The organism is Agrobacterium sp. fls2-241-TYG-188a (assembly GCF_030209845.1).
The window spans coordinates 1,383,078-1,409,726 of sequence record NZ_JARVRD010000002.1; the positions used below are offsets into that span (position 1 = coordinate 1,383,078).

General features: G+C 57.4%; 22 protein-coding genes. 4 read left to right on the forward strand and 18 right to left on the reverse strand.

Annotation, left to right across the window (positions count from 1 at the left end):
* Positions 1–56 precede the first annotated feature (56 nt).
* Both QRN85_RS13455 and QRN85_RS13460 read right to left on the reverse strand, forming a co-directional pair.
* The gene (locus tag QRN85_RS13455; RefSeq protein WP_062589501.1) at positions 57–1,424 is read right to left on the reverse strand and encodes a PleD family two-component system response regulator; all 1,368 of its coding nucleotides are present in this window, start codon (positions 1,422–1,424) and stop codon (positions 57–59) included.
* A gap of 15 nt (positions 1,425–1,439) precedes the next feature.
* Positions 1,440–1,811 carry a response regulator gene (locus tag QRN85_RS13460; protein WP_003547430.1) on the reverse strand — a complete coding sequence of 124 codons (372 nt, stop codon included), beginning with the start codon at positions 1,809–1,811 and terminating at the stop codon, positions 1,440–1,442.
* A 129-nt stretch (positions 1,812–1,940) separates the two neighbouring features.
* Between QRN85_RS13460 and QRN85_RS13465 the strand changes: the two genes are divergently transcribed.
* The 4 genes from QRN85_RS13465 to QRN85_RS13480 all read left to right on the forward strand — a co-directional run bounded on the left by QRN85_RS13465 (position 1,941) and on the right by QRN85_RS13480 (position 5,385).
* The gene (locus QRN85_RS13465; protein WP_062589500.1) at positions 1,941–2,249 is read left to right on the forward strand and encodes a DUF3572 domain-containing protein; all 309 of its coding nucleotides are present in this window, start codon (positions 1,941–1,943) and stop codon (positions 2,247–2,249) included.
* A gap of 75 nt (positions 2,250–2,324) precedes the next feature.
* Entirely contained in the window at positions 2,325–3,611 is a 1,287-nt protein-coding gene (locus tag QRN85_RS13470; protein ID WP_284758707.1) for a DNA polymerase IV, read from the forward strand.
* Between the two features lie 147 nt (positions 3,612–3,758).
* Positions 3,759–4,997 carry a L,D-transpeptidase family protein gene (locus QRN85_RS13475; RefSeq protein ID WP_284758708.1) on the forward strand — a complete coding sequence of 413 codons (1,239 nt, stop codon included), beginning with the start codon at positions 3,759–3,761 and terminating at the stop codon, positions 4,995–4,997.
* Positions 4,998–5,094: 97 nt separating this feature from the next.
* The gene (locus QRN85_RS13480) at positions 5,095–5,385 is read left to right on the forward strand and encodes a hypothetical protein (RefSeq protein WP_284758709.1); all 291 of its coding nucleotides are present in this window, start codon (positions 5,095–5,097) and stop codon (positions 5,383–5,385) included.
* 24 nt (positions 5,386–5,409) lie between these two features.
* Here QRN85_RS13480 and dnaE read toward each other — a convergent pair whose 3' ends face one another.
* From dnaE to nuoG, 16 genes are all read right to left on the reverse strand, one after another.
* Positions 5,410–8,904, reverse strand: a complete 3,495-nt coding sequence (dnaE, locus tag QRN85_RS13485) for a DNA polymerase III subunit alpha (RefSeq protein WP_284758710.1) — start codon at positions 8,902–8,904, stop codon at positions 5,410–5,412.
* Positions 8,905–9,327: 423 nt separating this feature from the next.
* A complete protein-coding gene (locus tag QRN85_RS13490; protein ID WP_062589496.1) occupies positions 9,328–10,011 on the reverse strand; it encodes an ABC transporter ATP-binding protein in 684 nt (227 codons plus the stop codon).
* 15 nt (positions 10,012–10,026) lie between these two features.
* Positions 10,027–11,334, reverse strand: coding sequence for a lipoprotein-releasing ABC transporter permease subunit (locus QRN85_RS13495; protein WP_062589495.1), 1,308 nt, complete (start codon positions 11,332–11,334; stop codon positions 10,027–10,029).
* A 20-nt stretch (positions 11,335–11,354) separates the two neighbouring features.
* Complete coding sequence (proS, locus tag QRN85_RS13500; RefSeq protein WP_062589494.1) at positions 11,355–12,677, reverse strand: proline--tRNA ligase; 1,323 nt, start codon at positions 12,675–12,677, stop codon at positions 11,355–11,357.
* A 649-nt stretch (positions 12,678–13,326) separates the two neighbouring features.
* Positions 13,327–13,596 (reverse strand): DUF1467 family protein, encoded by a 270-nt coding sequence (locus QRN85_RS13505; RefSeq protein ID WP_062589493.1) that lies wholly within the window; start codon positions 13,594–13,596, stop codon positions 13,327–13,329.
* A 105-nt stretch (positions 13,597–13,701) separates the two neighbouring features.
* Entirely contained in the window at positions 13,702–14,106 is a 405-nt protein-coding gene (gene mce / locus QRN85_RS13510; RefSeq protein ID WP_284758711.1) for a methylmalonyl-CoA epimerase, read from the reverse strand.
* Positions 14,107–14,140: 34 nt separating this feature from the next.
* Positions 14,141–15,808 (reverse strand): ribonuclease J, encoded by a 1,668-nt coding sequence (locus QRN85_RS13515; RefSeq protein ID WP_062589491.1) that lies wholly within the window; start codon positions 15,806–15,808, stop codon positions 14,141–14,143.
* A 164-nt stretch (positions 15,809–15,972) separates the two neighbouring features.
* Positions 15,973–16,743 (reverse strand): biotin--[acetyl-CoA-carboxylase] ligase, encoded by a 771-nt coding sequence (locus QRN85_RS13520; protein WP_284758712.1) that lies wholly within the window; start codon positions 16,741–16,743, stop codon positions 15,973–15,975.
* 11 nt (positions 16,744–16,754) lie between these two features.
* The gene (gene nuoN, locus QRN85_RS13525; protein WP_112963808.1) at positions 16,755–18,197 is read right to left on the reverse strand and encodes an NADH-quinone oxidoreductase subunit NuoN; all 1,443 of its coding nucleotides are present in this window, start codon (positions 18,195–18,197) and stop codon (positions 16,755–16,757) included.
* Between the two features lie 18 nt (positions 18,198–18,215).
* Positions 18,216–19,727, reverse strand: coding sequence for an NADH-quinone oxidoreductase subunit M (locus tag QRN85_RS13530; RefSeq protein WP_113092926.1), 1,512 nt, complete (start codon positions 19,725–19,727; stop codon positions 18,216–18,218).
* Positions 19,727–21,724, reverse strand: a complete 1,998-nt coding sequence (gene nuoL / locus QRN85_RS13535) for an NADH-quinone oxidoreductase subunit L (RefSeq protein ID WP_113169477.1) — start codon at positions 21,722–21,724, stop codon at positions 19,727–19,729. Before nuoL ends, QRN85_RS13530 begins: the two co-directional genes overlap by 1 nt.
* Before the next feature lie 7 nt (positions 21,725–21,731).
* Entirely contained in the window at positions 21,732–22,040 is a 309-nt protein-coding gene (gene nuoK, locus QRN85_RS13540) for an NADH-quinone oxidoreductase subunit NuoK (RefSeq protein ID WP_042619655.1), read from the reverse strand.
* Between the two features lie 29 nt (positions 22,041–22,069).
* Positions 22,070–22,684 (reverse strand): NADH-quinone oxidoreductase subunit J, encoded by a 615-nt coding sequence (locus QRN85_RS13545; RefSeq protein ID WP_062589485.1) that lies wholly within the window; start codon positions 22,682–22,684, stop codon positions 22,070–22,072.
* 135 nt (positions 22,685–22,819) lie between these two features.
* Positions 22,820–23,311, reverse strand: coding sequence for an NADH-quinone oxidoreductase subunit NuoI (nuoI, locus tag QRN85_RS13550; protein ID WP_062589484.1), 492 nt, complete (start codon positions 23,309–23,311; stop codon positions 22,820–22,822).
* A 39-nt stretch (positions 23,312–23,350) separates the two neighbouring features.
* Positions 23,351–24,394 (reverse strand): NADH-quinone oxidoreductase subunit NuoH, encoded by a 1,044-nt coding sequence (nuoH, locus tag QRN85_RS13555; RefSeq protein WP_062589483.1) that lies wholly within the window; start codon positions 24,392–24,394, stop codon positions 23,351–23,353.
* A 12-nt stretch (positions 24,395–24,406) separates the two neighbouring features.
* The gene (nuoG, locus tag QRN85_RS13560; protein ID WP_284758716.1) at positions 24,407–26,488 is read right to left on the reverse strand and encodes an NADH-quinone oxidoreductase subunit NuoG; all 2,082 of its coding nucleotides are present in this window, start codon (positions 26,486–26,488) and stop codon (positions 24,407–24,409) included.
* Positions 26,489–26,649: the final 161 nt, after the last annotated feature.

Below are 26,649 nucleotides of genomic sequence, written 5' to 3' on the forward strand. Positions count from 1 at the left end.
GGCCTGGCCAGATGGAGGCGGCAAGCTGTGGCAGGGCAGTTTGTCAGGAAGTCGGCCTAGGCGGCCGATGCGACGACGCGGTTGCGGCCAGCATTCTTGGCTTCATACAAAGCCATGTCCGCCTGTCGCATCAGTTGCTCCGGCGTTTCCACGCTTGGCGAATTGGAGGCGATGCCTAAGGATGCGGTGATGTGCAGTTCCCTGCCAGACCGAAGGACGAAGGGCCGATCTTCCACGATTGATCGCAAGCGCTCGGCCACGGCTGCCGCCAATTCCACCGGGGTGTCAGGCATGACGACGACAAACTCTTCTCCGCCATAGCGGCAGGCCAGATCCGCGCCGCGCACGGTGGAGCGGATACGGCTTGCAAATTCCCGCAGCACCTCGTCACCAGCATCATGGCCATAGGTATCGTTGACCTGCTTGAACCGGTCAATGTCGGTCATGCAGATGGACAGCGCCCTCTGGCGTGCGGCTGCGCGGTCGAACAGTATCTTGAGATGATTGTCGAGATAGCGGCGATTGTTGAGGCCCGTCAGGTCGTCAATCACGGCCATTTCGATGGTGAGATTGAGATTTTCCCGCAGGCGGTTGTTGTAGCGCTTGCGCTTGATCTGGGTCAGCGTCCGGGCAACCAGCTCGTTAGGATCGATGGGGCGCACGATATAGTCGTTCACGCCAAGCTCGAGCGCCCGCACGATCATGGCTTCGTCACCCTGTTCGGTAACCAGAAGCAGCGGAAGGAACCGCGTGCGTTCAAGCGAACGCAGCTGCGAACACAGCCGCAGCGGATCGAAGTTGTCGAAGTTCGAGTTGACGATGACCATCTCATAGTCATTTTCCGCAGCTTCAAACAGCGCATTGGCGGGATCAGCAAGTGCGGTGATATCCGCCACCGGCTTCAACGCCTTGATGATGCGCTCCTGCGAGCTTGGACGACCGTCCACAAGCAGCACGCGGCCAGGAAGCGCAATCTGCGCGCCTTCCACGATCGGTTCACCGACGCCAATCGTCGATGCCGTTTCGGCGCGCATCCGCAGTTCGTCGCTCATGGTCTTGAGGCGTACCAGGCTTTTCACGCGCGAAATGAGCTGCAGGTCGTTGACCGGCTTGGTCAGAAAATCATCCGCGCCTGCTTTCAGGCCCCGCACGCGGTCGGAGGGCTGATCCAGTGCCGTGACCATGACGACGGGAATGTGAGCGGTCTTCGGATCGGCCTTCAATCGCTCGCAGACTTCGAACCCGTCCATATCAGGCATCATCACGTCCAGCAGGACGATATCCACCTGCTCCTTGCCACATATGGCAAGCGCGGTCTTTCCGTCCTCTGCGCACAGCACATCGAAATACTCGGCCGAAAGCCTGGCTTCGAGAAGCTTCACATTTGCAGGGATGTCATCAACGACCAGAATTCTCGCAGTCATTCGCCTGCCTTTGCCCTATGCATCGCCAAGATAAGTTTTAATTGTTTCTATGAATTTTGGTACGGAAATCGGTTTGGAAACATAGGCCTCGCATCCGCCCTGGCGAATGCGTTCCTCGTCACCCTTCATCGCAAACGCCGTCACAGCAATGACGGGAATGACATGAAGTTCGTCGTCTTCCTTGAGCCACTTGGTAACTTCGAGGCCGGAGACCTCAGGCAGCTGAATATCCATCAAAATAAGATCGGGGCGATGCTTGCGGGCCAGGTCCAGTGCTTCCATGCCATTGCGGGTCTGGATGGTTGTATAGCCAGACGCCTCGATCAGGTCGCGAAAGAGCTTCATGTTCAGCTCGTTGTCTTCAACTATCATGACCTGTTTAGGCATGGGATGAGTCCTTGTTTCGCTTTGAAACCATTTCATAGGCATATAGTGTGCCAGAGAACCGATTCCATTATCCCCCAACGCGTTACGCTAGTGAGATTTGGTTGAGAAATAGGTAACTGCGGTAAACAAATGTTGCGTGATAAAAAAAATGACAGGCAGCCAGTGAAGGATCCGCATGAAACGGCGGTCGCCATACTTGGCTGGCTTGCCGGTGAACCGGATATGCTTGCCCGTTTTCTGGCACTGACGGGGGTGCAGCCCAACATGTTGCGCCAGGCCGTCAATGATACTGGCTTTCTTGCCGCGCTCACCGATTTTCTCATGAGCCACGAACCCGACCTGCTCGCCTTTTGCGAAGCGACCGGAACCAGGCCGGAAGACGTTCAAGCTGCATGGCACCATTTCTCCGGACCGGGTTTGAGTTCTGGCGAATATTGAGTGTGAGTCGTCCTCTATTGAGGTGTCTCTCATATCATATTATGGTGCGGAATGTTCTCTTTTTGTTTCTGAGCCATGGCCCCTGCACTCTCGCATTACGATCCCGGTTTTTGCCGTGACTGTCTGGCTGGCCAGCCGGAGGGATTGAGGCGTTGCCGCACCTGCGGCAGCCCTCGCCTCCTCTATCACGACGAACTCTACGATCTGCCGATCGCCCATATCGATTGTGATGCGTTCTACGCCGCAGTGGAGAAGCGGGATAATCCCGATCTCGCCGACAAGCCCGTCATCATCGGCGGCGGCAAGCGGGGCGTTGTCTCGACCGCCTGCTACATTGCCCGCATTCACGGTGTCCGCTCCGCCATGCCCATGTTCAAGGCGCTGGAAGCCTGTCCGCAGGCCGTGGTGGTGAAGCCGAACATGGAGAAATACGTCAAGGTGGGACGCGAAATCCGCCTGATGATGCAGGATCTGACACCACTGGTGCAGCCCATTTCCATAGACGAGGCCTTTCTCGATCTCTCCGGCACCGAGCGGCTGCACCATGACCCGCCAGCGCGGGTTCTTGCCGCTTTTGCGCGACGGGTCGAGAAGGAAATCGGCATCACCGTTTCGGTCGGCCTTTCCTACTGCAAGTTCCTGGCGAAGGTGGCTTCCGACCTCAGAAAACCGCGCGGCTTTTCGGTCATCGGCGAAAAGGAAGCCGTCAGCTTTCTCGGTCCCCGACCGGTGACAACCATCTGGGGCGTGGGCAAGGCCTTTGCGGCAACGCTGGAGGCCGATGGCATCCGTGTCATTTCCCAGTTGCAGGATATGCAGGAAGCCGACCTGATGCGCCGCTACGGCATGATGGGTCAGCGCCTGTTCCGGCTCTCGCGCGGGATTGATGACCGCGACGTCCACACCAACGACCCGGCCAAGAGCGTCTCTTCCGAGACGACCTTTTTCAACGACATCTCACGCTATGAGGATCTCGTTCCCGTCTTGCGCTCACTCTCCGAAAAAGTCGCATGGCGGCTGAAGAAGAACGAGGTTGCGGGCCACACCGTCGTTCTCAAGATGAAGACCGCGGATTTCAAATCCCGCACGCGCAACAAGCGTTTGGAAGATCCGACACAGCTCGCCGACCGAATCTTCCGCACCGGAATTTCACTGCTGGAAAAGGAAACGGATGGCACGAGCTTCCGGCTGATCGGAATTGGCGTTGCGGACCTGTGTAACCCTACCCTTGCCGATCCGCCCGACCTGGTGGACCGGCACGCCGGACGCCGTGCTGCGGCAGAAGCGGCCATGGACAAGCTGCGAGACAAATTTGGCAAGGGTGCGGTGGAAACCGGCTACACCTTCGGCGCTAAAAAATAGCGCGATACACATAGTCGTGATGACATTTAAAAGTTTCCTTAAATTTGATCCCATAGGCTGAGGCAGAACAGTTCGCAAAGGGTCTCAAGCCCTGTCGCGGCTCCCGTGCCGTTCATCATGGCATGTCTTGTATTGCGTTGGAGTGACATGATGTTGCGTGCCCTTTTGGGAGCCTGTCTCCTTTCTACATCCGTTTTTGCACAGACAGCTTTCGCCGACGATGCGCGAAGCCTGCAGGTCGTGGTTTCCAAGAGCGAGCAGACTTTGTCGCTTTACGAAGACGGCGCGCTTGTTGCGACATCATCCGTGTCGACCGGCAAGGCAGGCCATGAGACGCCAAGCGGCATCTTCTCCATTCTCGACAAGCGCAAGTACCACGAATCCAACATTTATTCGGCAGCGCCCATGCCCTTCATGCAGCGGCTGACATGGTCTGGCATTGCGCTGCACGAGGGCCACGTCCCGAATTACCCGGCTTCGCACGGCTGTATTCGTCTGCCTGCAAAATTCGCCAAGACGCTTTATGGGCAGACCGGGCGCGGCGTTCACGTCATCATTTCCGATGCGGCCATTTCGCTTCGCCGGGTGGATCACCCTGCCCTGCTACAGCCCAAGGACACGTCGCAGGATGGGCTGATGCTTTCGGATGTGGAGCTTCGTCCGGCAAGTTTCGATGCCTCGTTGAAGCTGGTCGAGGTCGCCGTCAACGAGACCACCAGTTCCGTCAAGCCAAAGCCGGTTGCCGAGAAAAACCGCTCGCCGCTGCGGATTCTCATTACCAGGCGCGGCGACCGGGAAAAGATCATGGATGTGCAGCATCTGCTTACCAACATCGGCTTCGATGCGGGCGCGGCGGATGGCTATATAGGCCAGATGACAATCAGCGCCGTCAATGGCTTCAAACGCTGGAAAGAGATGAAGACGACCGGGCCACTGCTGACGGACGATTTCATCGACGCGCTCTATGCATCCACAGGCGCCGACGCGCCACCGAACGGCCAGATCATGGTGCGCAGGGACTTCAAGCCGTTGTTCGAAGCACCAATCCATATCAAGGACCCGCATGTGGCTCTCGGCACCCACTTTTTCGAAGTCATCGATATCGACCACGATAGCGGTAAGGCGCAGTGGAACGGGCTGACGCTGGACAATCACCTGCCAGCGGCAGCGCGCAGGCGGCTGGGAATCGAGACCGCAGAGGCGCCGGGCGGCTCCGACCAGTTGCGGGCGGTTCTCGACCGGATCGAAATACCGCAGACCATCCGCGACCGGCTGGAAGCGGAGCTTGCCACCGGGAGTTCCATCACCGTTGCCGACCTCAGTCACGGGCTGGAAACAGGTCAGGGAACCGATTTCATTACACTGACGAGAGACAGCTCTCTGTAAACGAGCAGTAGGCTCAGGCAACTGGAAGGGCTACGTGGGAACGGAATTCCGACCCGCCGCGTTGACATGGCTCTTACCAAAGCTTGGGAGCCGGGAAATGAAAATCAGATATTTGGCTGCGGCAGTTCTGGGACTGGCCTGCGTTTCGGCAGCGGAATCACCGAAAAATTACAGCGTCTATGCCGGACCGGATGTGGTGAGCGATCCCATTCTTGTCGACGTTTATGATCGTGCCGTCATGAAGTGCTCGGTGGAAGCCGCCACACCACCTCGCGGCACGCCCTACACCACATCCTACTACTATAACGCGGCGCTGCGCTCCTGCCTGTCGCGCCACGGCTTTACCGACAAGGGCGCGTTTGCCTATCCCGCAAACAGCCTGTTCTAAAGCCGGTCTATAGTTTCAGGCCAGCTAGATAAGCTCGACATCGATTACACCGGAAGCGGAGCGGAACGCTGCTCCGATTTCCGGTGAGATGCGATATTTCCCGGGCAGTTCGACCTCGATTTCCCGCTGACCATCATCCTTGATCAAAACAAAATAGACCGAGCCGTCTCCCTTGTTGAGATGGTGCGCCAAGGTTTTCATCGGCCCGGAATCGCGCAGATAAACCCGAAGTGCCTTCTGCATCTGCACGGATTTCTCTTCGAGCGATTGAGCGGTCTGGATGCGCAGGCCAATGCCTTCCGGGCGCTCTTCCGCCTGCACGGTGATGACCAGCGATTTTCCGACCTCCAGGAGATCGCGATATTGGCCGAGCCCCTCGGAAAACAGGACCGCTTCGTACTGTCCGGACGCATCGGAAAAGGTCACGATACCCATCTTGTTGCCGGTTCTGGTCTTTCGCTCCTGCTTGCCGGTGACCGTGCCTGCCAGACGGCCGGCGGTCGCACCCTGTTTAACGGACGCGGTAAAATCGGCGATGTTCTGCACACGCAGCTTGTCCAGAATGGCGCGATAGGTATCGAGCGGATGCGCGGTGAGGTAAAAGCCGAGAACCTGATATTCCCGCAGCAGCTTTTCCGACGCGAGCCATGGTTGATAGGCTGGCAGAACCAGCTTTTCAGGGCCGCTCGCGCTGCCGGAACCGAACATGTCATGCTGGCCGCTGACGCGACGGCTCTGCGCCAGCTGCGCATATCCGATGATGCGATCCAGCCCGCCGATGAGCTCTGCCCGGTCCTTGCCGAAGCAATCAAAAGCACCGGCATTGATGAGACTTTCCAGAACGCGCCGGTTGACGTGCTTGGGGTCTATCCGCAGGCAGAAATCCTCAAGACTTGCGAATGGCTGGTCGCCACGCACTTCCACGATGTGATCGACCGCGCCTTCGCCAACGCCTTTGAGAGCCGCCAGGGAATAATAGATGCGGTTTTCGCCCGGTTCGAACCGGCGGTGTGACGTCTGCACCGATGGCGCGACGATCTCGATACCCATCCGCCCGGCATCCTGACGGAAATCATTGAGCTTTTCCGTGTTCGCCATATCCAGCGTCATGGACGCTGCGAGGAACTCGACCGGAAAATGGGCCTTCATATAGGCCGTCTGGTAGGACACGATGGCATAAGCCGCCGCGTGGGATTTGTTGAAGCCGTAATTGGCGAACTTGGCCAGAAGATCGAAAATCGTATCGGACTGGGCCTTGGACACGGAGTTGCGCATCGCGCCTTCCACGAAACGCTCGCGCTGCTTGTCCATCTCCTCCTTGATCTTCTTACCCATGGCGCGGCGCAGAAGATCGGCTTCACCCAGCGAATAGCCGGACAGGACCTGGGCGATCTGCATCACCTGTTCCTGATAAACGATAACACCCTGCGTTTCCTTGAGGAGGTGATCGATGGTCGGATGGATCGACTCGATTTCCTCTTCGCCGTGCTTGCGGGCATTATAGACCGGGATATTCTCCATCGGACCCGGGCGATAAAGCGCCACCAGCGCAATGATATCCTCGATACAGTCCGGCTTCATGCCAATGAGAGCCTTGCGCATACCGGCACTTTCCACCTGGAAAACGCCGATGGTTTCACCGCGCGACAGCATCTCGTAGGTCTTCTGGTCATCCAGCGGTATGGCCGCCAGATCCACCTTCACGCCCTTCTTGGCAACGAAATCCACCGCGACCTTGAGAACGGTCAGCGTCTTCAGACCCAGAAAGTCGAACTTGACCAGACCAGCGCTTTCCACCCACTTCATGTTGAACTGCGTTACCGGCATGTCCGAGCGCGGATCTCGATACATCGGCACCAGCTTGGAAAGCGGGCGGTCGCCGATGACGATACCGGCGGCGTGCGTGGACGCGTGGCGGTAAAGCCCCTCGATCTTCTGGGCGATATCCAGAAGCCGGGCAACGACGGGTTCCTTGTCGGCCTCTTCCTGAAGCCGCGGCTCTTCCTCGATGGCTTTGGAAAGCGGCGTGGGATTGGCCGGATTGTTGGGCACCAGCTTGCAGATCTTGTCGACCTGACCATAGGGCATTTCCAGCACGCGGCCCACGTCACGCAACGCCGCACGGGCCTGCAACGAACCGAAGGTAATGATCTGCGCCACCTGTTCGCGCCCGTATTTACGCTGGACGTAACGGATAACCTCTTCGCGTCGATCCTGGCAGAAGTCGATATCGAAGTCGGGCATCGAGACGCGTTCTGGATTGAGGAAGCGCTCGAACAGGAGCGAGAAACGCAGCGGATCGACATCGGTAATGGTCAGCGCGTAAGCCACCAGAGAGCCCGCCCCCGAACCACGGCCGGGACCGACAGGAATATCCTGCTGCTTTGCCCATTTGATGAAGTCGGCAACGATGAGGAAGTAGCCGGGGAACTTCATGCGTTCGATAACGCCGAGTTCGAAATCCAGCCTGTCGCGATATTCCTGCTCGGTATATCCCGGCGCCATTCCCAGCGAGGCCAGTCGGTGGTCCAGCCCCTCGACGGCCTGACGTCGAAGCTCGAGCGACTCGGCGCGCTCTGCCTCTTCCGGGTCGTCGCTGGCACCGGTAAAGCGTGGCAAAATCGGCCCGCGCTTTTTCAGGACATAGGAGCAGCGCTGCGAAATTTCGACCGTGTTTTCAAGCGCCTCGGGAATATCGGCAAACAGCGCCATCATCTCTTCGCGGCTTTTCAGATAATGGTCAGGCGTCAACCGAAAGCGCGTGTCATCAGACACGATGGCATTGTGGGCAACGGCCATCAGCGCATCATGCGCTTCATAATCGGCGCGCGAGGGAAAGAAAGCCTCGTTTGTGGCAACCAGCGGCAGATCGTGCTCGAAGGCAAGCGAGATCACGCGACGCTCATGCGCACGGTCGAAATTTCCCTGACGCTGCAGTTCGACGTAAAGACGATCGCCAAACAGATCTTTCAGGGTCAGCAGCCGTTTTGCGGCAAGACCGGCATGACCGTCTCTCAGCGCCATATCGATAGGGCCGGTGGATGCGCCCGTCAGAACGATCAGCCCGCTATTGTCACCCTCTTCCAGCCAGGATTTCGTAATGCTGACCGCATGACCTGTGCCCTCTCCATCGAGATAGGCACGGCTGATCAGATCCACCAGCCGCTCATAGCCCTGCGCATCCGCAGCAAGAACCACGATAGAGGGCAGCTTAGCGAGATTGTTATTGCCCCGCTTGTCGTCGGTGGCATCCTGCATGTCGATGGACATCTGACAGCCGATGATGGGCTGCAACCCTTCGTCACGCGCCTTCTCCGAAAACTCAAGCGCGACGAAAAGATTGTTCGTATCGGTAATGGCGATGGCGGGCTGGCCATCGCTGACGGCTTTCGCCATGATCTTCTTGAGCGGCAGAGCGCCTTCGAGAAGCGAATAGGCAGAGTGCACCCTAAGGTGAACGAATCCGGGTGTTTTTAACCTATCTGCGGTCTGTGATCCGCCGACAATAATCTCACCCATATGCACAAATCCCGCTTATTCTGAATCAACGGGATTTTCGGATTTCCTGGAGGCAAAGTCCACTGCCGCAGGCAAAGTTTACATGCCAATTCCAAGGGAATCGGCTATTCCCGATCACATGGAAGTGAGAATGACCGAGAAGCTGGCGACGAAGACAGCGATGGAAGCGAATGCAGCGATGTCACGGATGATGTCAGTCATTTGTCTCTCCATACTCTTTATGTTCTAACTTTGTTCTCATTTAGTTCTATTGTCAACTGCTTATTTGCGCGTGTCATATTGCGAACGCCGATGGAGTCGCGGCGGTTCCGCTCTCACGTCGCGGCAAGCCGTTGAGTCCCAAATGAAAAACCCCGCACAGCGGATGCTGTACGGGGCTCAAGGATCGCACGTTCTCTGGTGCGTGAGGGTGTCAGAGCTCCATCAGAACTCGATGATCTTGCCTTCGCTGAGCGTTACACGGCGGTCCATGCGACCGGCAAGTTCGTGGTTATGGGTCGCGATCAGCGCCGCAAGGCCCGACTGGCGCACCAGCGCTTCCAGAGCGCCGAAGACGTAGGACGCGGTTTCAGGATCAAGGTTGCCCGTCGGTTCATCAGCGAGCAGAAGAAGCGGTGCGTTGGCCACGGCACGGGCAATGGCAACGCGCTGCTGTTCACCGCCGGAAAGTTCCGACGGGCGATGATCGGCCCGGTGACCGATGCGCATGTAATCAAGCAGCGCCTTGGCGCGCTCGCTGGCTTCCGCGTGCTTCAAGCCGGAAATAAGCTGCGGCATCATGATGTTTTCGAGCGCGGTAAACTCCGGCAGCAGATGATGGAACTGATAGACGAAGCCAATATCGCTGCGGCGGATGAGTGTCCGCTCCTCATCCGTGAGGTCACCGCAGGACCGTCCATTGATGACCACTTCGCCCGCATCCGGGTGTTCCAGCAAACCCGCAAGATGAAGCAATGTCGACTTGCCCGTGCCCGAGGGCGCGACAAGCGCGACGATTTCGCCGCTCTTGAGTTCCAGATCGGCATTCTTCAGGATGGAGAGGCTATGCTCGCCCTGCCCGTAGGTCCGTTCCACGCCGGAAAGCTTCAACGCTGTTTTTTGTGCCATGGTGTGGGGCAGTCCTTATTCGTATCGCAGGGCTTGGACCGGATCGAGCTTGGATGCCCGCCATGCCGGAAAGATCGTGGCCAGGAAAGACAGACCCAGCGCCATGAAGACCACGGTCATCGTTTCGCTCAACTGCATTTCCGCCGGTAGCTGGCTGAGGAAGTACAATTGCGGATCGAACAGCACCGTCCCTGATATCCACGAGAAGAACTGGCGGATCGATTCCACATTCAGACAGACGAGCACGCCGAGGCCGACGCCCGCAAAGGTTCCGACGATACCGATCGCAGCACCCGTCATGAAGAATATCCGCATGATCGAGCCGGAGCTTGCGCCCATGGTGCGCAGGATGGCGATATCGCTGCCCTTATCCTTCACCAGCATGATGAGGCCGGAGATAATGTTGAGCGCCGCCACAAGCACGATGAGCGTCAGGATCATGAACATGACGTTGCGCTCCACCTGAAGGGCGGAGAAGAAGGTCTGGTTTCGCTGTCTCCAGTCGGTGATATAAATCTGCCGACCGGCAGCCGTCTCCACCAGCGGTCTGATGCCATCGACATTATCTGGGTTGGAAACAAAGAGTTCAATCGACTGAACGATGCCCTCATTGTTGAAATAAAGCTGTGCCTCGGACAGCGGCATATAGATCATCGACGCGTCATATTCCGACATGCCGATCTCGAAGACGCCGGAAATCGTATATGACTTCACACGCGGATTGACGCCCATCGGCGTTACGTCACCCTCCGGTGATATCAGGGTGATCTGGTCACCCGCCGTCACGCCCAGCGAAGACGCCAACCGCGAGCCGACAAGAACGCCCTGCCCCGACATGAAGCCGACGAGATCGCCCACCTTGATGTTGCCGGAGACTTCCTTGATCTTCTCGATGTCTTCCGAGCGCACGCCGCGCACAAGTGCGCCGCTGCCGGCGCCACCGCGACCGGATGCCAGCGTCTGGCCTTCGACCAGCGGCAGGGCCATGGTCACGCCCGGCACGGCTGCAAACTTCTTGGCCAGATCGTCATAGTCCTTCAACGGTTGATCGATTGGCTGGACAATCATGTGGCCGTTGATGCCGAGAATTCGGGAGATCAACTCCGTACGAAAACCGTTCATGACAGCCATGACGATGATGAGCGTCGCAACGCCAAGCATGATGCCGACGAAGGAAAACCCTGCGATGACGGAAATGAACGCTTCCTTGCGGCGCGAGCGCAGGTAGCGCCAGGCTACCATGCGCTCGAAGGCCGAAAATGGCCGGGCGGCTGCGCCCTTTACGGAGGAGCCTGCACCGTTATCAGCCTCGGCTTTTGCCATGTTTTCTCCCTGTCGGCTTCTCAGCCAAGTACCCTGTTCATTGCCGCTTCAACGGTCACGGTTTCGCGTGCACCCGTCTTGCGGTCCTTGACTTCAACCTCGCCGGAAGCAACGCTGCGCGGCCCGACGATGATCTGCACCGGCACGCCGATGAGATCGGCGGTGGCGAATTTCTGACCCGCGCGGTCGTCCGTATCATCATACAGAACATCCTTGCCAGCGTTGGACAGCGAGTAATAGAGCTTCTCGCAAGCGGCATCACAGGCCGCGTCGCCAGCCTTCATGTTGATGATGACAACATCGAATGGCGCGACCGATTCTGGCCAGATGATTCCGTTTTCATCATGCGATGCTTCAATGATGGCGGGAACAAGGCGGGTTGGTCCGATGCCATAGGAGCCCATGTGGACAAGGTGTTCCTTGCCGTCAGGCCCCTGCACCTTCGCACCCATCGGCTCGGAATATTTCGTGCCGAAATAGAAGATGTGACCGACTTCAATGCCGCGCGCCGACAGGCGTTCGCCTTCGGGAATGGCATTGAAGGCAGCTTCATCATGCATTTCGGATGTAGCGGCGTAATCCGTCGTCCACTCGTCGAATATACCCTGCAAGCCTGCAACATCATCGAAATTGGTATCGTCGGCAGGAATACCGCGATCCAGGAAGCTCTTGTGGCAGAACACCTCCGACTCACCGGTATCCGCCAGAATGATGAACTCATGGCTGTGGTTGCCGCCAATCGGGCCGGTATCGGCACGCATCGGAATGGCGCGCAGTCCCAGACGCGAGAAGGTGCGCAGGTAAGCCGTGAACATCTTGTTATAGGAGTGGATTGCGTCTTCCTTGGTCAGGTCGAAGGAATAGGCATCCTTCATCAGGAATTCGCGCGAACGCATGGTGCCGAAACGCGGCCGCACCTCGTCACGGAATTTCAGCTGGATGTGATAGAGATTCAGCGGGAGGGTCTTGTAGGACTTCACGTATGAACGGAAGATATCCGTGATCATCTCTTCATTGGTGGGACCATACAGCATCTGGCGATCCTGACGGTCCTTGATGCGCAGCATTTCCTTGCCGTAATCATCGTAGCGACCGCTTTCCTGCCACAGCTCTGCAGACTGCAAGGTCGGCATCAGAAGCTCAATGGCGCCAGAGCGATCCTGCTCTTCGCGGATGATCTTGTTGACCTTGTCCATGACGCGTTTGCCGAGCGGCAACCATGAGTAAATGCCCTGGCTCTGCTGACGCACCATGCCGGCACGCAGCATGAGGCGGTGCGAGACGATTTCCGCTTCCTTGGGATTTTCCTTGAGAATGGGCAAAAAGTAACGGCTGAGACGCATGGCAGTTTCCATTTTGTGACGAACCCTCGCGCCTGCGCGGGAATCGCCGGAATAACGGGATAATTGCGCCGTACATAGCGGTTTCCTTACCAGAAGGAAACCCGCGTCAAGCGGCGGAACAGCGCTTGCCGCACCGCTGAGGCATCAAGGCCAAACGAAACAGAAGAAAACCATTTTTTCGCGTTTTTTCAGCCATCAACATCGCGGCTATGTCAGCTTTATGTCAGTTTCGCGATACAGCTTTCGCCCCGGAACGGTTACAGGAGGAATAATTTTGCACGGATGGTGCGACATATCGCATCAAGAGAAATTTTTTGCCGACTGTAACAAAAATGCAAAAAATTTGATGACAAGTTTCACTCTTTGGGCTAGTTTCAGCTCACAAAAGAGGCAGGAAGTCTAAATTCTTGCCGATTTCGCGGTCAGTCTTGGGAGGATGAGATCTTAGGCGCGTTCACTCGCTGCCCCGGCAACGGTTACAGATCACGCGAAACTGAAAAACAAGGCTGAAATGCCTTGTTTTTTTTTGCCTTTTTGCAAGATGGCACCAAATCACCAAAACAAATCAAGGCTATTTCATGTCTGTCAACGCGTGGCGTCGGTCCTGCGCGTTGTATGGCTGTTATACATGACAACCAGATGACAAAAATCAGTCGTAAACGGGGATAATCCGTGGCAGGTCATCGAGGCTGACCCCAAAGTACCAGGTTCCCAGATACCAGAGGCCGCAGATAACTGCGGCAACCACCGTCGTCGTCAGGATGATCTGCACACCCTTGAAGCGCGCCGGGGCGCTGGCCACCGTTCCCACAGCCACGTCGCCATCCTCGGACTGCGTGCGCAGGCCGATGGGCAGCACAATGAACAGGACTGTCCACCAGACGATGAAATAGACGGCAAATGTTGAAAGCCACTGCATAACCAACGTCCTCACAAAATCCCGGATGGTCTTCCGGCTCCTCCGGCCTGCCCACCGGATATCGCACTTAGCGCAAAATCACGTTGGCCTGAAGCCAGCCTGTGTTCAAATCTGCTCAAGCTCTATCAGGGTGCCACAAAAATCCTTGGGATGCAGAAACAGGACGGGCTTGCCGTGCGCCCCGGTTTTCGGCGCTCCATCACCCAGCACGCGGGCACCCTCGCTTTTCAGGCGGTTGCTTGCTGCGGTGATGTCATCGACCTCATAGCATATATGGTGCATCCCGCCCGCCGGATTCTTGGCGAGAAAGGCGGCGATTGGAGATCCCTCGCCCAATGGCTCCAGCAATTCCACCTTGGTGTTGGGCAATTCCACAAAGACAACTGTCACGCCATGTTCGGGCAGCGCCTGGGGCTGCGAGACCGCAGCACCCAAAGTGTCCCGATAGGTCGCGACAGCCGCTTTCAGATCCGGCACGGCAATCGCGACATGGTTGATACGACCCAGCATGTTTCCTCCCCGAAACCTTGCTTGAAACCGGCCGTCAGACCTTCGTCACGAAAACCGTAACGATGGGCTTCTTGCCCCAGACCTGATTGGCGGTTGCGCGAACGGCGCGGCGCACCGACTCGCGAACGACATTCAAATCTTTGCGACGCGCCCGCGGTATGCTTTCGACAGCACCGAGAACGGCGTCATACAGCGTGTCTTCCATGGCTTCGCCTTCATCATCGAACTCCGGCAAACCAAAGGGAACGACATCCGGATCGCCGAGGAAGTCATACCGGCTGTCCAGCACAACATTGACCGAGACATGACCGGCAAAGGAAAGCTTGCGCCGATCGCCGATACCCATCTCCTCGAAATCGCCCACCAGACGGCCATCCTTGAAGACGCGACCATGCGGCGCATCATCGATCACCTCTGCAGGGCCCGGTGCCAGACGCAGAATATTGCCGTTGCGGACCTTGGGAACCTGCGCAATACCGGCCTGCTCCGCCAGTTCCTTCTGGGCGACGAGATGAGCGGCTTCGCCATGCACCGGCACAAGAATCTGTGGCTTCACCCACTCATACATCTGCAGCAATTCATTGCGGCGCGGATGGCCAGACACATGGACCAGCGCCTCATTATCCGTGATGATATGGACGCCCTGCTCTATCAGGCCATTTTTGATATCGAGGATGGCCTTCTCATTTCCCGGGATGGCGCGCGAGGAAAACACTACGGTATCGCCCGATGCCAAGGCCACATTGCGCATTTCATCGCGCGACAGCTTGGCGAGTGCGGCGCGGGATTCGCCCTGCGAACCCGTCAGGATGACCACGACCTTGTTGCGCGGAATATAGCCGAACTCATCTTCGGCCAGAAACGGCTTGATGCCTTCCATGATGCCAAGATCATGGGACACGTTGACGACGCGCTTCAAGGACGATCCCAGTAGCAGTACTTCGCGCCCTGCCCGCTCGGCGGCCTGGGCAATGGAGCGAATACGCCCAACATTCGACGAGAAGGTGGTGATCGCCACGCGCCCCTCGGCATTCTCGATGATCTGGCGAAGCCCCTCCGACACCTGTTCCTCGGACGGCGAAACACCATCGCGCAGGGCATTGGTGCTGTCGCACATCATTGCCAATACGCCCTCCTGACCGATGGCACGAAACCGCGCTTCGTCAGTCAGCGGACCCAGAGATGGGGCGTGGTCGATCTTCCAGTCGCCCGTGTGGACGGCATTGCCAAGCGGTGTGCGGATGACAAGCGACATGGGCTCCGGGATCGAATGGTTGACGCCAATGGCTTCGATCTCGAACGGGCCCACATTGATGCGATCTCCCGCCTTGAACGGGGTGATCGGAATTTCGGCCCGCGTTCCCTCATAATCCCGCTTGGCTTCCAGCATCCCGGCAGTGAAGCCGGATGCATAGACCGGCACGTTCAGGCCAGGCCACAGATCATTCAGCGCGCCGTAATGATCTTCATGCGCGTGGGTGATGATGATGGCCTTGAGGCTGCCGCGCTGCTCCTCGATGAAGCGGATATCGGGAAGCACGAGATCCACGCCCGGCAGATCCAGCCCGGCGAAAGTAACGCCGCAGTCCACCATGATCCACTGCCGCTTTGCAGCAGGCCCATAGCCATACAGCGCCAGGTTCATGCCGATTTCGCCTACGCCGCCAAGCGGCAGGAATACAAATTCGTCGTTCGTGGTCATCAGCTTCTACATCCAATCATGCGATGCATCGCCACGTCTCCCGACACGGCAATGGGGGAATGCACCATTTTGTCATTCGCACGAACGGCCGATGCCAGCCGCCGCGCTCCTGCATTTACCGAGCAGCAGGAATGCTCCAGATCACTTTTGTGAACTTCGGCGCTTCAAGCACCGCCCGGCTCACCCCAAAACACATCGCCAGCCGCAATCGAGCGCAGTTGGCCCTCATCTTCCTGCAGCAGAAGAAAACCCTTATCATCAATTCCGGCAAAACGCCCGTGGAGAGAGCGATCGGGAAGATTGACCGTGATCGCTTCCCCGATGCCGCAGGCTGCGGACCGCCACAGGCGCATGACTTCGGCCACACCCTCGCCGCCGTTCCATATCGAGAGAATGTAAGCTATTTCCCGAAAAAGATGTGCAAAAACCTCTTCCGGGCTGGCCGACACACCGTGCTCGCCAAGCCGCGTAACCGGATAGGCCGGGCTATCCGGCATATGCGCTATATTTATACCAATGCCGATCACCAGCGCCATGCGTGCATCTGGAAGCGTTTCGGCCTCCAGCAGAATACCGCAGGTCTTTTTACGGCCAATCAGAATATCGTTCGGCCACTTGATTTCCAGCGGCGCACCGCCGGGCGGAAGGACCGCCCCAACCGCCCGGTAAACGGCAAGCGCAACAGCGAGTGGCAGGGAACCAATATGTTCGGGAGGGGCAGGATCGATCAGGAGGAGTGAGGCATAGAGGTTACCAGCTTCGGAAACCCATAATCTGCCGCGACGGCCACGACCACCGGTCTGACGCACCGCCGTGATCCAGATGTTGCCAGCGTCACCCGCCTTAGCTCTCGCAAAGCACTCGGCATTGGTGGATGACGTCTCGCCTAAAGCTTCGTGCCGGAAGTCTTCAAGTGACACCCGGCCCGTTTTCATGCGTCTATCGCTCAAAAGAACGTCTTTGCTGCGGCTGTGACCGCGTTGGTGAACATGCCACCAAAGAGGATGAAGCCGACAACGAAGAGACCCGACAAGGCGTAAACAACGCGCAATTCGCCCGCAGCCTTTTCAAAGCCGCCCTTCGCCTCATCGAACCACATGACCTTGACGATGCGCAGATAATAGTAAGCACCGACAACCGAGGCGATGACACCGATGACCGCAAGCGGGTAAAGATGTGCTTCGATGGCAGCAAGGAACACATAGTACTTGCCGAAGAAGCCAGCCAGCGGAGGAATGCCCGCAAGCGAGAACATCAGGATCGTCAGGACCAGCGCCATGAAAGGATTGGTCGAGGCAAGACCAGCCAGATCGTTCACATCCTCGACATTGCCGACGTCCTTGCGGCGCATGGCCAGGATGCAGGCGAATGTACCGAGTGTCATGCCCATATAGACCGCCATGTACCACAATACGCCCGACACGCCCGACTGACTGCCGGCCGCAAGGCCAACCAGCGCATAACCCATGTGGCTGATGGAAGAATAGGCCATCAGACGCTTGATGTTGCGCTGGCCAATGGCAGCAAAGGCACCGAGCAGCATGGAGGCGATCGAAACGAAGACGACAATCTGCTGCCAGTCGGCAAAGACGGGCTGGAACGCATCGACCACGATCCGAACGAAGATCGCCATGGCGCCAACCTTCGGCGCCGCAGCCAGGAACGCAGTAACCGTTGTCGGCGCGCCTTCATAAACGTCCGGTGTCCACATGTGGAATGGCACAGCAGAAATCTTGAATGCCAGACCGGCCAGAACGAAGACCAGACCGAAGACGAGGCCAAGCGAGCGCGTTTCGGAAGAAAGCACCGCCGCAATTTCGCTGAACCCGGTGTTGCCGGTAAAGCCGTAGACCAGCGACATGCCATAGAGCAACATGCCCGAAGACAGAGCGCCCAGAACGAAATATTTCAGGCCAGCCTCGGTCGAGCGCAGGCTCTCGCGATTGATCGCGCAGATGACGTAAAGAGCAAGCGACTGAAGCTCGAGCGCCATGTAGAGCGAAATCAGGTTGTTGGCCGAGATCATCAAGAGAATGCCGAGCGTGGCAAGAACCAGCAGCACGGGATATTCGAAACGACCAATCGGCTCCACACGGCTGTGGCCAATCGACAGGATCATGGCGACGATGGAGCCAATCAGCGCCAGCACCTTCATGAAGTTGCCGAAGGCATCGGCGACGTAAACGCCGCCGAATGCTTCGCCCGTTGCAGGCGCGAAGATGATCCACAGACCGACGACCACCAGAAGGGCCATGGAAAGACCCATGACCGTGTTGGTCGACTTGTCCCCGGAGAAGACCCCAATCATGAGCAGCACCAGAGCGCCGACCGCAAGGATCAGCTCGGGCGTCGCGATGCGCAGACTGGCAAAAAGAATTTCAGCGGTCATGTCCAACGGGTCCTGTCGTCAGTTCAGAGAAAGCGCAACATTCTGCGCTGCCTGCAATGCGGCGGTATAATTATTGATCAGAAGGTCCACAGATGCTGCCGTGGCATCGAAAACCGGTGCCGGATAGACGCCGAAGAAGATCGTCAGCACAACCAGCGGATAGAGGATGACCTTTTCGCGAGCCGACAGGTCAAGCATGGATTTGAGGCTTTCCTTTTCCAGCGCACCGAAGATCACCCGGCGGTAAAGCCACAGAGCGTAGGACGCCGAAAGAATGACGCCAGTCGCTGCAAACAGCGCAACCCAGGTGTTGGCGCGGAAAACGCCGATGATCGTCAGGAATTCACCAACGAAACCGGAGGTACCAGGCAAGCCCACATTGGCCATGGTAAAGACCATGAAGGCCACGGCATATTTCGGCATGTTGTTGACGAGACCGCCATAGGCCGAGATCTCGCGGGTATGAAGCCGGTCATAGACCACGCCAACGCACAGGAAGAGCGCGCCCGACACGATACCGTGCGACAGCATCTGGAAGATGGCACCCTGCACGCCCTGAACATTGGCCGCGAAGATACCCATCGTCACATAGCCCATATGTGCAACCGACGAATAGGCGATCAGCTTCTTGATGTCGTCCTGCATCATCGCAACCAGCGACGTATAGATGATGGCCAGCACGGACAGCGTGAAGACAAAGGGCGCAAAATAGTCTGATGCCAGCGGGAACATCGACAGCGAGAAACGGATGAAGCCGTAGCCACCCAGCTTCAGCATAACGCCAGCCAGAATGACCGAACCTGCCGTCGGCGCCTGGACGTGAGCGTCAGGCAACCATGTGTGCACAGGCCACATCGGCATCTTGACCGCAAAAGCCGCAAAGCAGGCAAGCCAGAGCCAGGTCTGCATTCCAGCCGGGAAACCAAACTTCAGCAGTTCCGTCATGTCGGTGGTGCCAGCCTGCCAGTACATCGCCATGATGGCGAGCATCGTCAGAACCGAGCCCAGTAGCGTGTAAAGGAAGAACTTATAGGAGGCGTAAACACGATCCTTGCCGCCCCACACGCCGATGATGATGAACATCGGGATCAGCGTTGCTTCGAAGAAGACGTAGAAAAGGACGGTATCCAGTGCGACGAATACGCCGACCATGACGACTTCCAAGAGAAGGAAGGCGATCATGTATTCCTTGATGCGCTTCTCGATGGCGTTCCAGCTTGCGAGCACGCAAAATGGCATCAGGAATGTCGTCAGGATGACAAACAGCATCGAGATGCCGTCAATACCAAGGTGATAGGCAGCGATATCGCCGAACCAGGCGTGCTTTTCCACCATCTGGAAGCCGGGGTTGGAATTGTCAAACCCGATCCAGATGAACAGCGACACGATAAATGTGAAGACGGTGGTCAGCAGCGAGACGTTGAGCACGTTGCGGCGGCCGTAAGGTCCGTTCGCATTCGTCAGAAGCAGGAGCACCACGCCGACCAGCGGCAAGAAGGTGACCGTTGAAAGAATTGGCCAATCGGTCATCAGAAGGCACTCCCGAGCATCATCCATGTGACAAGCGCCGCGATGCCAATCAACATCGCAAAGGCATAATGATAAAGGTAACCGGATTGCAGGCGAACGACGCGGTTGGTCACATCAGCCACCCGTGCTGCAATACCGTTCGGTCCGTAGTGATCGATGACTGCGACATCGCCCTTCTTCCACAGGAAGCGACCAAGCGCCTTTGCGGAACGAACGAAGAGGAAGTCATAGAGCTCGTCGAAATACCACTTGTTGAGAAGGAACTGGTAGAGGCCACGATGGGTAGCTGCCAGACGCTTCGGCGTTTCAGGCGACTTGATATACATGTACCAGGCGGTCACGAAACCAAGGGCCATCGCAAAGAACGGGCTCCACTTCACCCACAATGGAACGTGGTGGAACTCTTCGAGTATTTCATTGGACGGAAGCGTAAACAGAGCGCCTTTCCAGAATTCCGCATATTCGTGGCCGAAGAAGTAGCCTTCGAAAACGACACCGGCGAGAACCGCGCCAACCGTCAACACGAAAAGCGGGATCAGCATGACCATCGGAGATTCATGGACGTGGTGCATGACATCTGCGGAAGCGCGCGGCTTGCCGAAGAAGGTCAGGAAGGCCAGGCGCCAGGAATAGAAGCTGGTAAACAGCGCGGCAACGACAAGCAGCACGAAGGCAAAGCCAGCAACCGCATTGTGCGACGCATAGGCCGACTCGATGATCACGTCCTTGGAGAAGAAGCCAGCAAAGCCGATCATCGTTCCGGGAATACCAACGCCGGTCAGGGCCAGCGTGCCGACAGTCATCGTCCAGAAGGTAATGGGAATGTGCTTGCGCAGACCACCCATGAACCGCATGTCCTGCTCACCATCCACGGCGTGAATGACCGAACCGGCGCAAAGGAACAGCAGCGCCTTGAAGAAAGCGTGCGTGAACAGATGGAACACGGCTGCACCATAGGCGCCAACGCCGAGCGCAACGAACATGTAGCCGAGCTGCGAACAGGTCGAGTAGGCAATCACCCGCTTGATGTCGTTCTGAACCAGACCGACCGTCGCTGCAAAGAACGCCGTGATCGCACCAATCAGCGTGACGAATGTCAGTGCATCCGGTGACAGTTCGAAAATCGGCGACATGCGTGCAACGAGGAAGACGCCGGCCGTGACCATGGTCGCGGCGTGGATGAGAGCCGACACAGGGGTCGGGCCTTCCATGGCATCAGGCAGCCATGTGTGCAGAAGGAACTGCGCCGACTTACCCATTGAGCCCATGAAGAGCAGCAGGCACACGCCGGTCAATGCATGAGCCTTGTCCAGCTGCATACCGAACAGATTGATGACGACATCAGTCGACGCCGAGCCATCTGCTGGCAGATAGGTGCCGGCAGCTGCAAAGATCGTTTCAAAGTTCACCGATCCGAACAGCACGAAAAGGCCGGAAATACCGAGAATGAAACCGAAGTCGCCGACGCGGTTGACGATGAAGGCCTTCATGGCAGCAGCCGAAGCAGACGGCTTCTTGAACCAGAAGCCGATGAGCAGGTAGGATGCCAGACCCACGCCTTCCCAGCCGAAGAACATCTGCAACAGGTTGTCAGACGTAACCAGCATCAGCATGGCGAAGGTGAAGAGCGAAAGGTAGGCGAAGAAACGCGGACGATGCGGATCGTGATGCATGTAACCAATGGAATACAGATGCACGAGGCATGAAACCGTATTGACCACCACGAACATGACGGCGGTCAGCGTATCGATGCGGAAAGCCCACTCGACATCGATGCCACCGGACTGGATCCAGCGCAGCACAGTCACCTTGATGACTTCGCCAGCTTCATGGCTCAGAAGCGCCACATCAAAGAAGACAACCCAGGACAGGATCGCAACAACGATCATCAGGCCGGTTGTGACATATTCGGAAGCCTTGGCACCGATGGAGCGGCCAAACAGGCCAGCGATCAGAAAACCGATCAGCGGAAGAAAGACGATAGCTTTGTAGATCATAGCCTTATCAGCCCTTCATCATATTGACGTCTTCCACGGCAATCGAACCGCGGTTGCGATAGAAGACAACGAGTATTGCAAGACCGATGGCAGCTTCCGCAGCAGCAACGGTCAGAATGAACAGTGCGAAGACCTGGCCAACAATATCATTCAGGAAGGACGAGAACGCGACCATGTTGAGGTTGACCGCAAGCAGGATCAGTTCGATCGACATCAGGATGACGATGACATTCTTCCGGTTAAGAAAGATACCGAAGATGCCGATCGTAAAGAGGACCGCGCTGACCGTGAGGTAATGGGAAAGACCGATTTCCATAATATGTTTTCCTTGGATCCGTTCGCGCCTTAGATGCCCTGACCCGGCTTGACCTTGACTGTGGTAACAGCGGTCTTGGGATCGCGACCGACCTGGGTGGCAATATCCTGCCGCTTGATATCGGTGCGGTGGCGAAGTGTCAGCACGATCGCGCCGATCATTGCCACCAGCAGCACCAGACCGGCAAGCTGGAAGAAGTAAACGTAGTTGGTGTAGAGCACGTCGCCGAGTGCCGCAGTATTGGTGCGCTCCAGCGGGTTCGGGATCGGCATGGTGATGGATTTCGCTGCCTGCGGGTTCAGGACGCTGCCGCCCACGACGATGATGAGCTCAGCCGCAAGGATGATGCCAATCAAAGCGCCGATCGGCGCATATTGCAGCACGCCGGAGCGCAGTTCGGCAAAATCCACGTCCAGCATCATGACGACGAAAAGGAACAACACCGCCACGGCGCCGACATAAACGACGAGCAGGATCATCGCCAGGAATTCAGCGCCGGTCAGCAGGAAGAGCGCTGCGGCATTGAAAAAGGTCAAGATAAGGAACAGCACCGAGTGAACGGGGTTCTTTGAAGCGATGACCATGAACGCAGACGCCACGGCGACGAAAGCGAAGATGTAAAAAAATACAGCGTGCAGACCCATGTTGGTGCCTTTTTGTCCTCACCGGACAAACGCGACCCTGAAGTCGCATGCCCGTTTCGTTCCCGTCAGCGATAACCGACAGGCATTGACTGTTTTACCCCCTCCGAAGCACTGCTGCGGAGACATCATGCTGCCTTAACGGTAAGGCGCATCCAGAGCAAGGTTGCGAGCGATTTCACGCTCCCAGCGATCGCCATTATCGAGAAGCTTCTGCTTGTCGAAATACAGTTCCTCGCGGGTTTCCGTCGCGAATTCAAAGTTTGGACCCTCGACGATCGCATCGACAGGGCATGCTTCCTGGCAGAAGCCGCAGTAAATGCACTTTACCATGTCGATATCGTAACGAACCGTGCGGCGCGTGCCATCGTTGCGGCGTGGGCCAGCTTCGATGGTGATGGCCTGGGCAGGACAGATCGCCTCACACAATTTGCAGGCAATGCAGCGCTCTTCGCCGTTGGGATAACGACGCAAAGCGTGCTCACCACGAAAACGCGGGCTGACCGGACCTTTTTCGAACGGATAGTTTACCGTTGCCTTCTGTTTAAAGAAGTGACGCATGGTCAGAAAAAAGGCGCCGACGAATTCCTTCAGGAACAGTGAATTGACGGCTTGGGAAAGACTGGCCATCTCAACCTCCAGATCTGCAAGCGAGGGCTGCGCACATCATCATGCGCCTGCCGTCAGCTTGAGTACGAATGCAACAATAATAACCATGGCGAGCGACAGCGGCAGGAACACCTTCCAGCCAAGACGCATCAACTGGTCATAGCGGTAGCGTGGAACGAATGCCTTAACGAGACCGAACATAAAGAAGACCATGCCGCCCTTCAGCGCAAACCACACGATACCCGGTACCCAGTTGAGGAACCAGACATCCACGATGGGAAGCCAGCCTCCGAGGAACAGGATGGTCGTCAGGCAGCACATCAGAACGATGGCGGCATATTCACCCAGCATGAACATCATGTACGGGGTGGAGCCATACTCCACCATGTGACCCGCTACAAGTTCCGATTCCGCTTCCGGCAGATCGAACGGTGGACGGTTGGTCTCGGCCAGCGACGAAATGAAGAAGATGATGAACATCGGGAACAGCGGCAGCCAATGCCAATCCAGGAAGGAGGCAGGTAGCCCGAGCGACGTGCCGATACCGGAATGCTGCGCATTGACGATATCCGTCAGGTTCAACGAACCCACGCAAAGCAACACAGTGACGATGACGAGGCCAATCGAGACTTCGTAGGACACCATCTGCGCCGCAGAGCGCAACGCGCCGAGGAACGGGTACTTGGAGTTAGACGCCCAGCCACCCATGATGATGCCATACACTTCAAGCGACGAAATCGCGAAAATGTAGAGAATGCCGACATTGATGTTGGCCACCACCCATCCATCCGCAAACGGGATGACGGCATAGGTCGCCAGAGCCAGTGTCACGGCAACCAGCGGCGCCAGCAGGAACACGGCCTTGTTGGCACCTGACGGAATGACGGGTTCTTTCAGAATGAACTTCAAAAGGTCGGCAAAGGACTGGAACAGACCGAAGGGACCAACCACGTTGGGGCCACGGCGCAGCTGTACCGCCGCCCAGATCTTACGGTCGGCAAGAAGAAGGAAGGCGATAGACACCAGCAACAAAACGAGAAGCAGCAGAGACTGGCCGACAATAATCAGCGCTGGCCAGACGTAGCTCCAGAAAAACGAGTCCATAATCCCCTACCCTTACTCTGCCGCAGCCTTGAAGTTGTTGCGGGCCAATGCGGAACATTCGGCCATCACGGCGGACGCTCTCGCAATCGGGTTCGTCAAATAAAAATCCTTCACCGGCGAAGCAAAGCCTGCCTTGCCAAGCGCACCGCCCGTGGCCGCGAGCGCCTCGATATCAGATGCATTGGCAACCGTTACAGCGTCCACATCGGCGAAATGCGGATGGGTGGCGTAGAGCTGCGCGCGCAGAGCCGACAGAGAGTCGAACGGCAGCTTGTGGCCAAGCACATCGGACAATGCCCGCAGGATTGCCCAGTCTTCGCGAGCTTCGCCCGGTGCGAAGCCGGCGCGGTTGCCCATCTGGACGCGACCTTCGGTGTTGACCCACGTTCCCGACTTTTCGGTATACGCAGCACCCGGCAGGATGACATCGGCATTCATGGCGCCATTGTCACCGTGCGAACCAATATACACGGTGAGCTTTGCGGATTTGCTCGAAAGATCGATCTCGTCCGCACCCAGCAGGAACAGCACTTCAGCCGATGCTAGGATGGAGGCGGCGTTGAGCGACTTGTCTGCCGGCACGAAGCCGAGATCAAGTCCGCCGACGCGGGCAGCAGCCGTATGCAGGACGCAGAAACCATTCCACTCAGCCGAAACAGCGCCGACAGCCAAGGCCAGCTTTGCCGCCGCGCCAAGGACCGCAGCACCATCTTCACGCGACAGAGCGCCCTGACCTACGATGATCAACGGGTTCTTCGCAGCCTTCAACTTTTCGATGAAGCTGTGCGAACCGTTCGTCAGATCGGACAGCGTGTCGGTGCCGGAGCCGAGATATTCATAATCATAGCGCAGCTCACCTGCCTCGCCGATAACGGCAATTGGCAGGCCACCGCGACGCCAGCGCTTGCGAATACGCGCGTTGAGCACCGAGGCTTCATAGCGCGGATTGGAGCCGATGATCAGAACCGCATCCGCCTGATCGATGCCTTCGATCGTCGCGTTGAACAGATAGCTGGCGCGACCAAGCGATGGATCAAGCGCCGTGCCATCCTGACGGCAATCGACGTTGGTCGATCCGAGCGATGCCAGCAGCGACTTCAGCGCAAACATTTCCTCGACCGAAGCGAGATCGCCAGCGATGGCGCCGATCTTTTCACCCGATGTCGAACCGACGGCTGCCTTGATGGCGCCGAAAGCCTCAGCCCAGCTGGCAGGCTGCAGACGGCCATCCTTGCGGACGTAAGGCCGGTCCAGACGCTGGGTTTTGAGACCATCCCAGATGAAGCGGCTCTTGTCGGAAATCCACTCTTCGTTGATGGCTTCGTTCACGCGCGGCATGACACGCATGACTTCGCGGCCACGTGTATCGACCCGAATGGCAGAACCGAGAGCGTCCATCACATCGATGGTTTCGGTCTTGCCGAGTTCCCATGGGCGGGCGGTAAAGGCAAAAGGCTTCGATGTCAGCGCACCGACGGGGCAGAGGTCAACCACGTTGCCCTGCAGCTCGGATGTCATCGCCTGCTCAAGATAGGTTGTGATTTCAGCATCTTCACCGCGACCGATGAGGCCGAGTTCGGAAATGCCGGCGACTTCGGTGGTGAAGCGGACGCAGCGCGTGCAGTGAATGCAGCGGTTCATGACCGTCTTGACGAGCGGTCCGATATATTTGTCTTCCACGGCGCGCTTGTTTTCAGAATAGCGCGAACCCGGAATACCGAAGGCCATCGCCTGGTCCTGAAGGTCGCATTCGCCGCCCTGGTCGCAGATAGGACAATCCAGCGGGTGGTTGATGAGCAGGAATTCCATCACGCCTTCGCGGGCCTTCTTGACCATCGGCGTATTGGTGAAAACTTCCGGCAATTCGCCATTCGGGCCGCCGCGAATATCGCGCACACCCATGGCGCAGGAGGCAGCAGGCTTTGGTGGTCCGCCCTTTACCTCGATGAGACACATGCGGCAGTTACCCGCGACCGACAAACGCTCATGAAAACAAAAGCGCGGAACTTCAGCACCGGCCTCCTCGCACGCCTGCAGCAGCGTGAAATGATCCGGAACTTCGATCTCTTTACCGTCAACCTTGAGCTTTGTCATGGTCCTACTTACGTCCTGTTGCCTGTCCATCTCGCATCAGCGCGGTCGCGGACAAATCCTGATCGCATCCGGCAAGACTCACAAGGCGCCAGATGCTTTAACGATGTAAGGGACCGGTACACCCGATCCCCGCCCCTCGCAACACCCTTGAGGTGTTACTT

Coding starts and splice junctions, on each gene's coding strand:
- QRN85_RS13455 (WP_062589501.1), bottom strand. CDS start 1,424: ATGACTGCGAGAATTCTGGTCGTTGATGACATCCCTGCAAATGTGAAG.
- QRN85_RS13460 (WP_003547430.1), bottom strand. CDS start 1,811: ATGCCTAAACAGGTCATGATAGTTGAAGACAACGAGCTGAACATGAAG.
- QRN85_RS13465 (WP_062589500.1), top strand. CDS start 1,941: ATGTTGCGTGATAAAAAAAATGACAGGCAGCCAGTGAAGGATCCGCAT.
- QRN85_RS13470 (WP_284758707.1), top strand. CDS start 2,325: ATGGCCCCTGCACTCTCGCATTACGATCCCGGTTTTTGCCGTGACTGT.
- QRN85_RS13475 (WP_284758708.1), top strand. CDS start 3,759: ATGATGTTGCGTGCCCTTTTGGGAGCCTGTCTCCTTTCTACATCCGTT.
- QRN85_RS13480 (WP_284758709.1), top strand. CDS start 5,095: ATGAAAATCAGATATTTGGCTGCGGCAGTTCTGGGACTGGCCTGCGTT.
- dnaE (WP_284758710.1), bottom strand. CDS start 8,904: ATGGGTGAGATTATTGTCGGCGGATCACAGACCGCAGATAGGTTAAAA.
- QRN85_RS13490 (WP_062589496.1), bottom strand. CDS start 10,011: ATGGCACAAAAAACAGCGTTGAAGCTTTCCGGCGTGGAACGGACCTAC.
- QRN85_RS13495 (WP_062589495.1), bottom strand. CDS start 11,334: ATGGCAAAAGCCGAGGCTGATAACGGTGCAGGCTCCTCCGTAAAGGGC.
- proS (WP_062589494.1), bottom strand. CDS start 12,677: ATGCGTCTCAGCCGTTACTTTTTGCCCATTCTCAAGGAAAATCCCAAG.
- QRN85_RS13505 (WP_062589493.1), bottom strand. CDS start 13,596: ATGCAGTGGCTTTCAACATTTGCCGTCTATTTCATCGTCTGGTGGACA.
- mce (WP_284758711.1), bottom strand. CDS start 14,106: ATGCTGGGTCGTATCAACCATGTCGCGATTGCCGTGCCGGATCTGAAA.
- QRN85_RS13515 (WP_062589491.1), bottom strand. CDS start 15,808: ATGACCACGAACGACGAATTTGTATTCCTGCCGCTTGGCGGCGTAGGC.
- QRN85_RS13520 (WP_284758712.1), bottom strand. CDS start 16,743: ATGAAAACGGGCCGGGTGTCACTTGAAGACTTCCGGCACGAAGCTTTA.
- nuoN (WP_112963808.1), bottom strand. CDS start 18,197: ATGACCGCTGAAATTCTTTTTGCCAGTCTGCGCATCGCGACGCCCGAG.
- QRN85_RS13530 (WP_113092926.1), bottom strand. CDS start 19,727: ATGACCGATTGGCCAATTCTTTCAACGGTCACCTTCTTGCCGCTGGTC.
- nuoL (WP_113169477.1), bottom strand. CDS start 21,724: ATGATCTACAAAGCTATCGTCTTTCTTCCGCTGATCGGTTTTCTGATC.
- nuoK (WP_042619655.1), bottom strand. CDS start 22,040: ATGGAAATCGGTCTTTCCCATTACCTCACGGTCAGCGCGGTCCTCTTT.
- QRN85_RS13545 (WP_062589485.1), bottom strand. CDS start 22,684: ATGGGTCTGCACGCTGTATTTTTTTACATCTTCGCTTTCGTCGCCGTG.
- nuoI (WP_062589484.1), bottom strand. CDS start 23,311: ATGGCCAGTCTTTCCCAAGCCGTCAATTCACTGTTCCTGAAGGAATTC.
- nuoH (WP_062589483.1), bottom strand. CDS start 24,394: ATGGACTCGTTTTTCTGGAGCTACGTCTGGCCAGCGCTGATTATTGTC.
- nuoG (WP_284758716.1), bottom strand. CDS start 26,488: ATGACAAAGCTCAAGGTTGACGGTAAAGAGATCGAAGTTCCGGATCAT.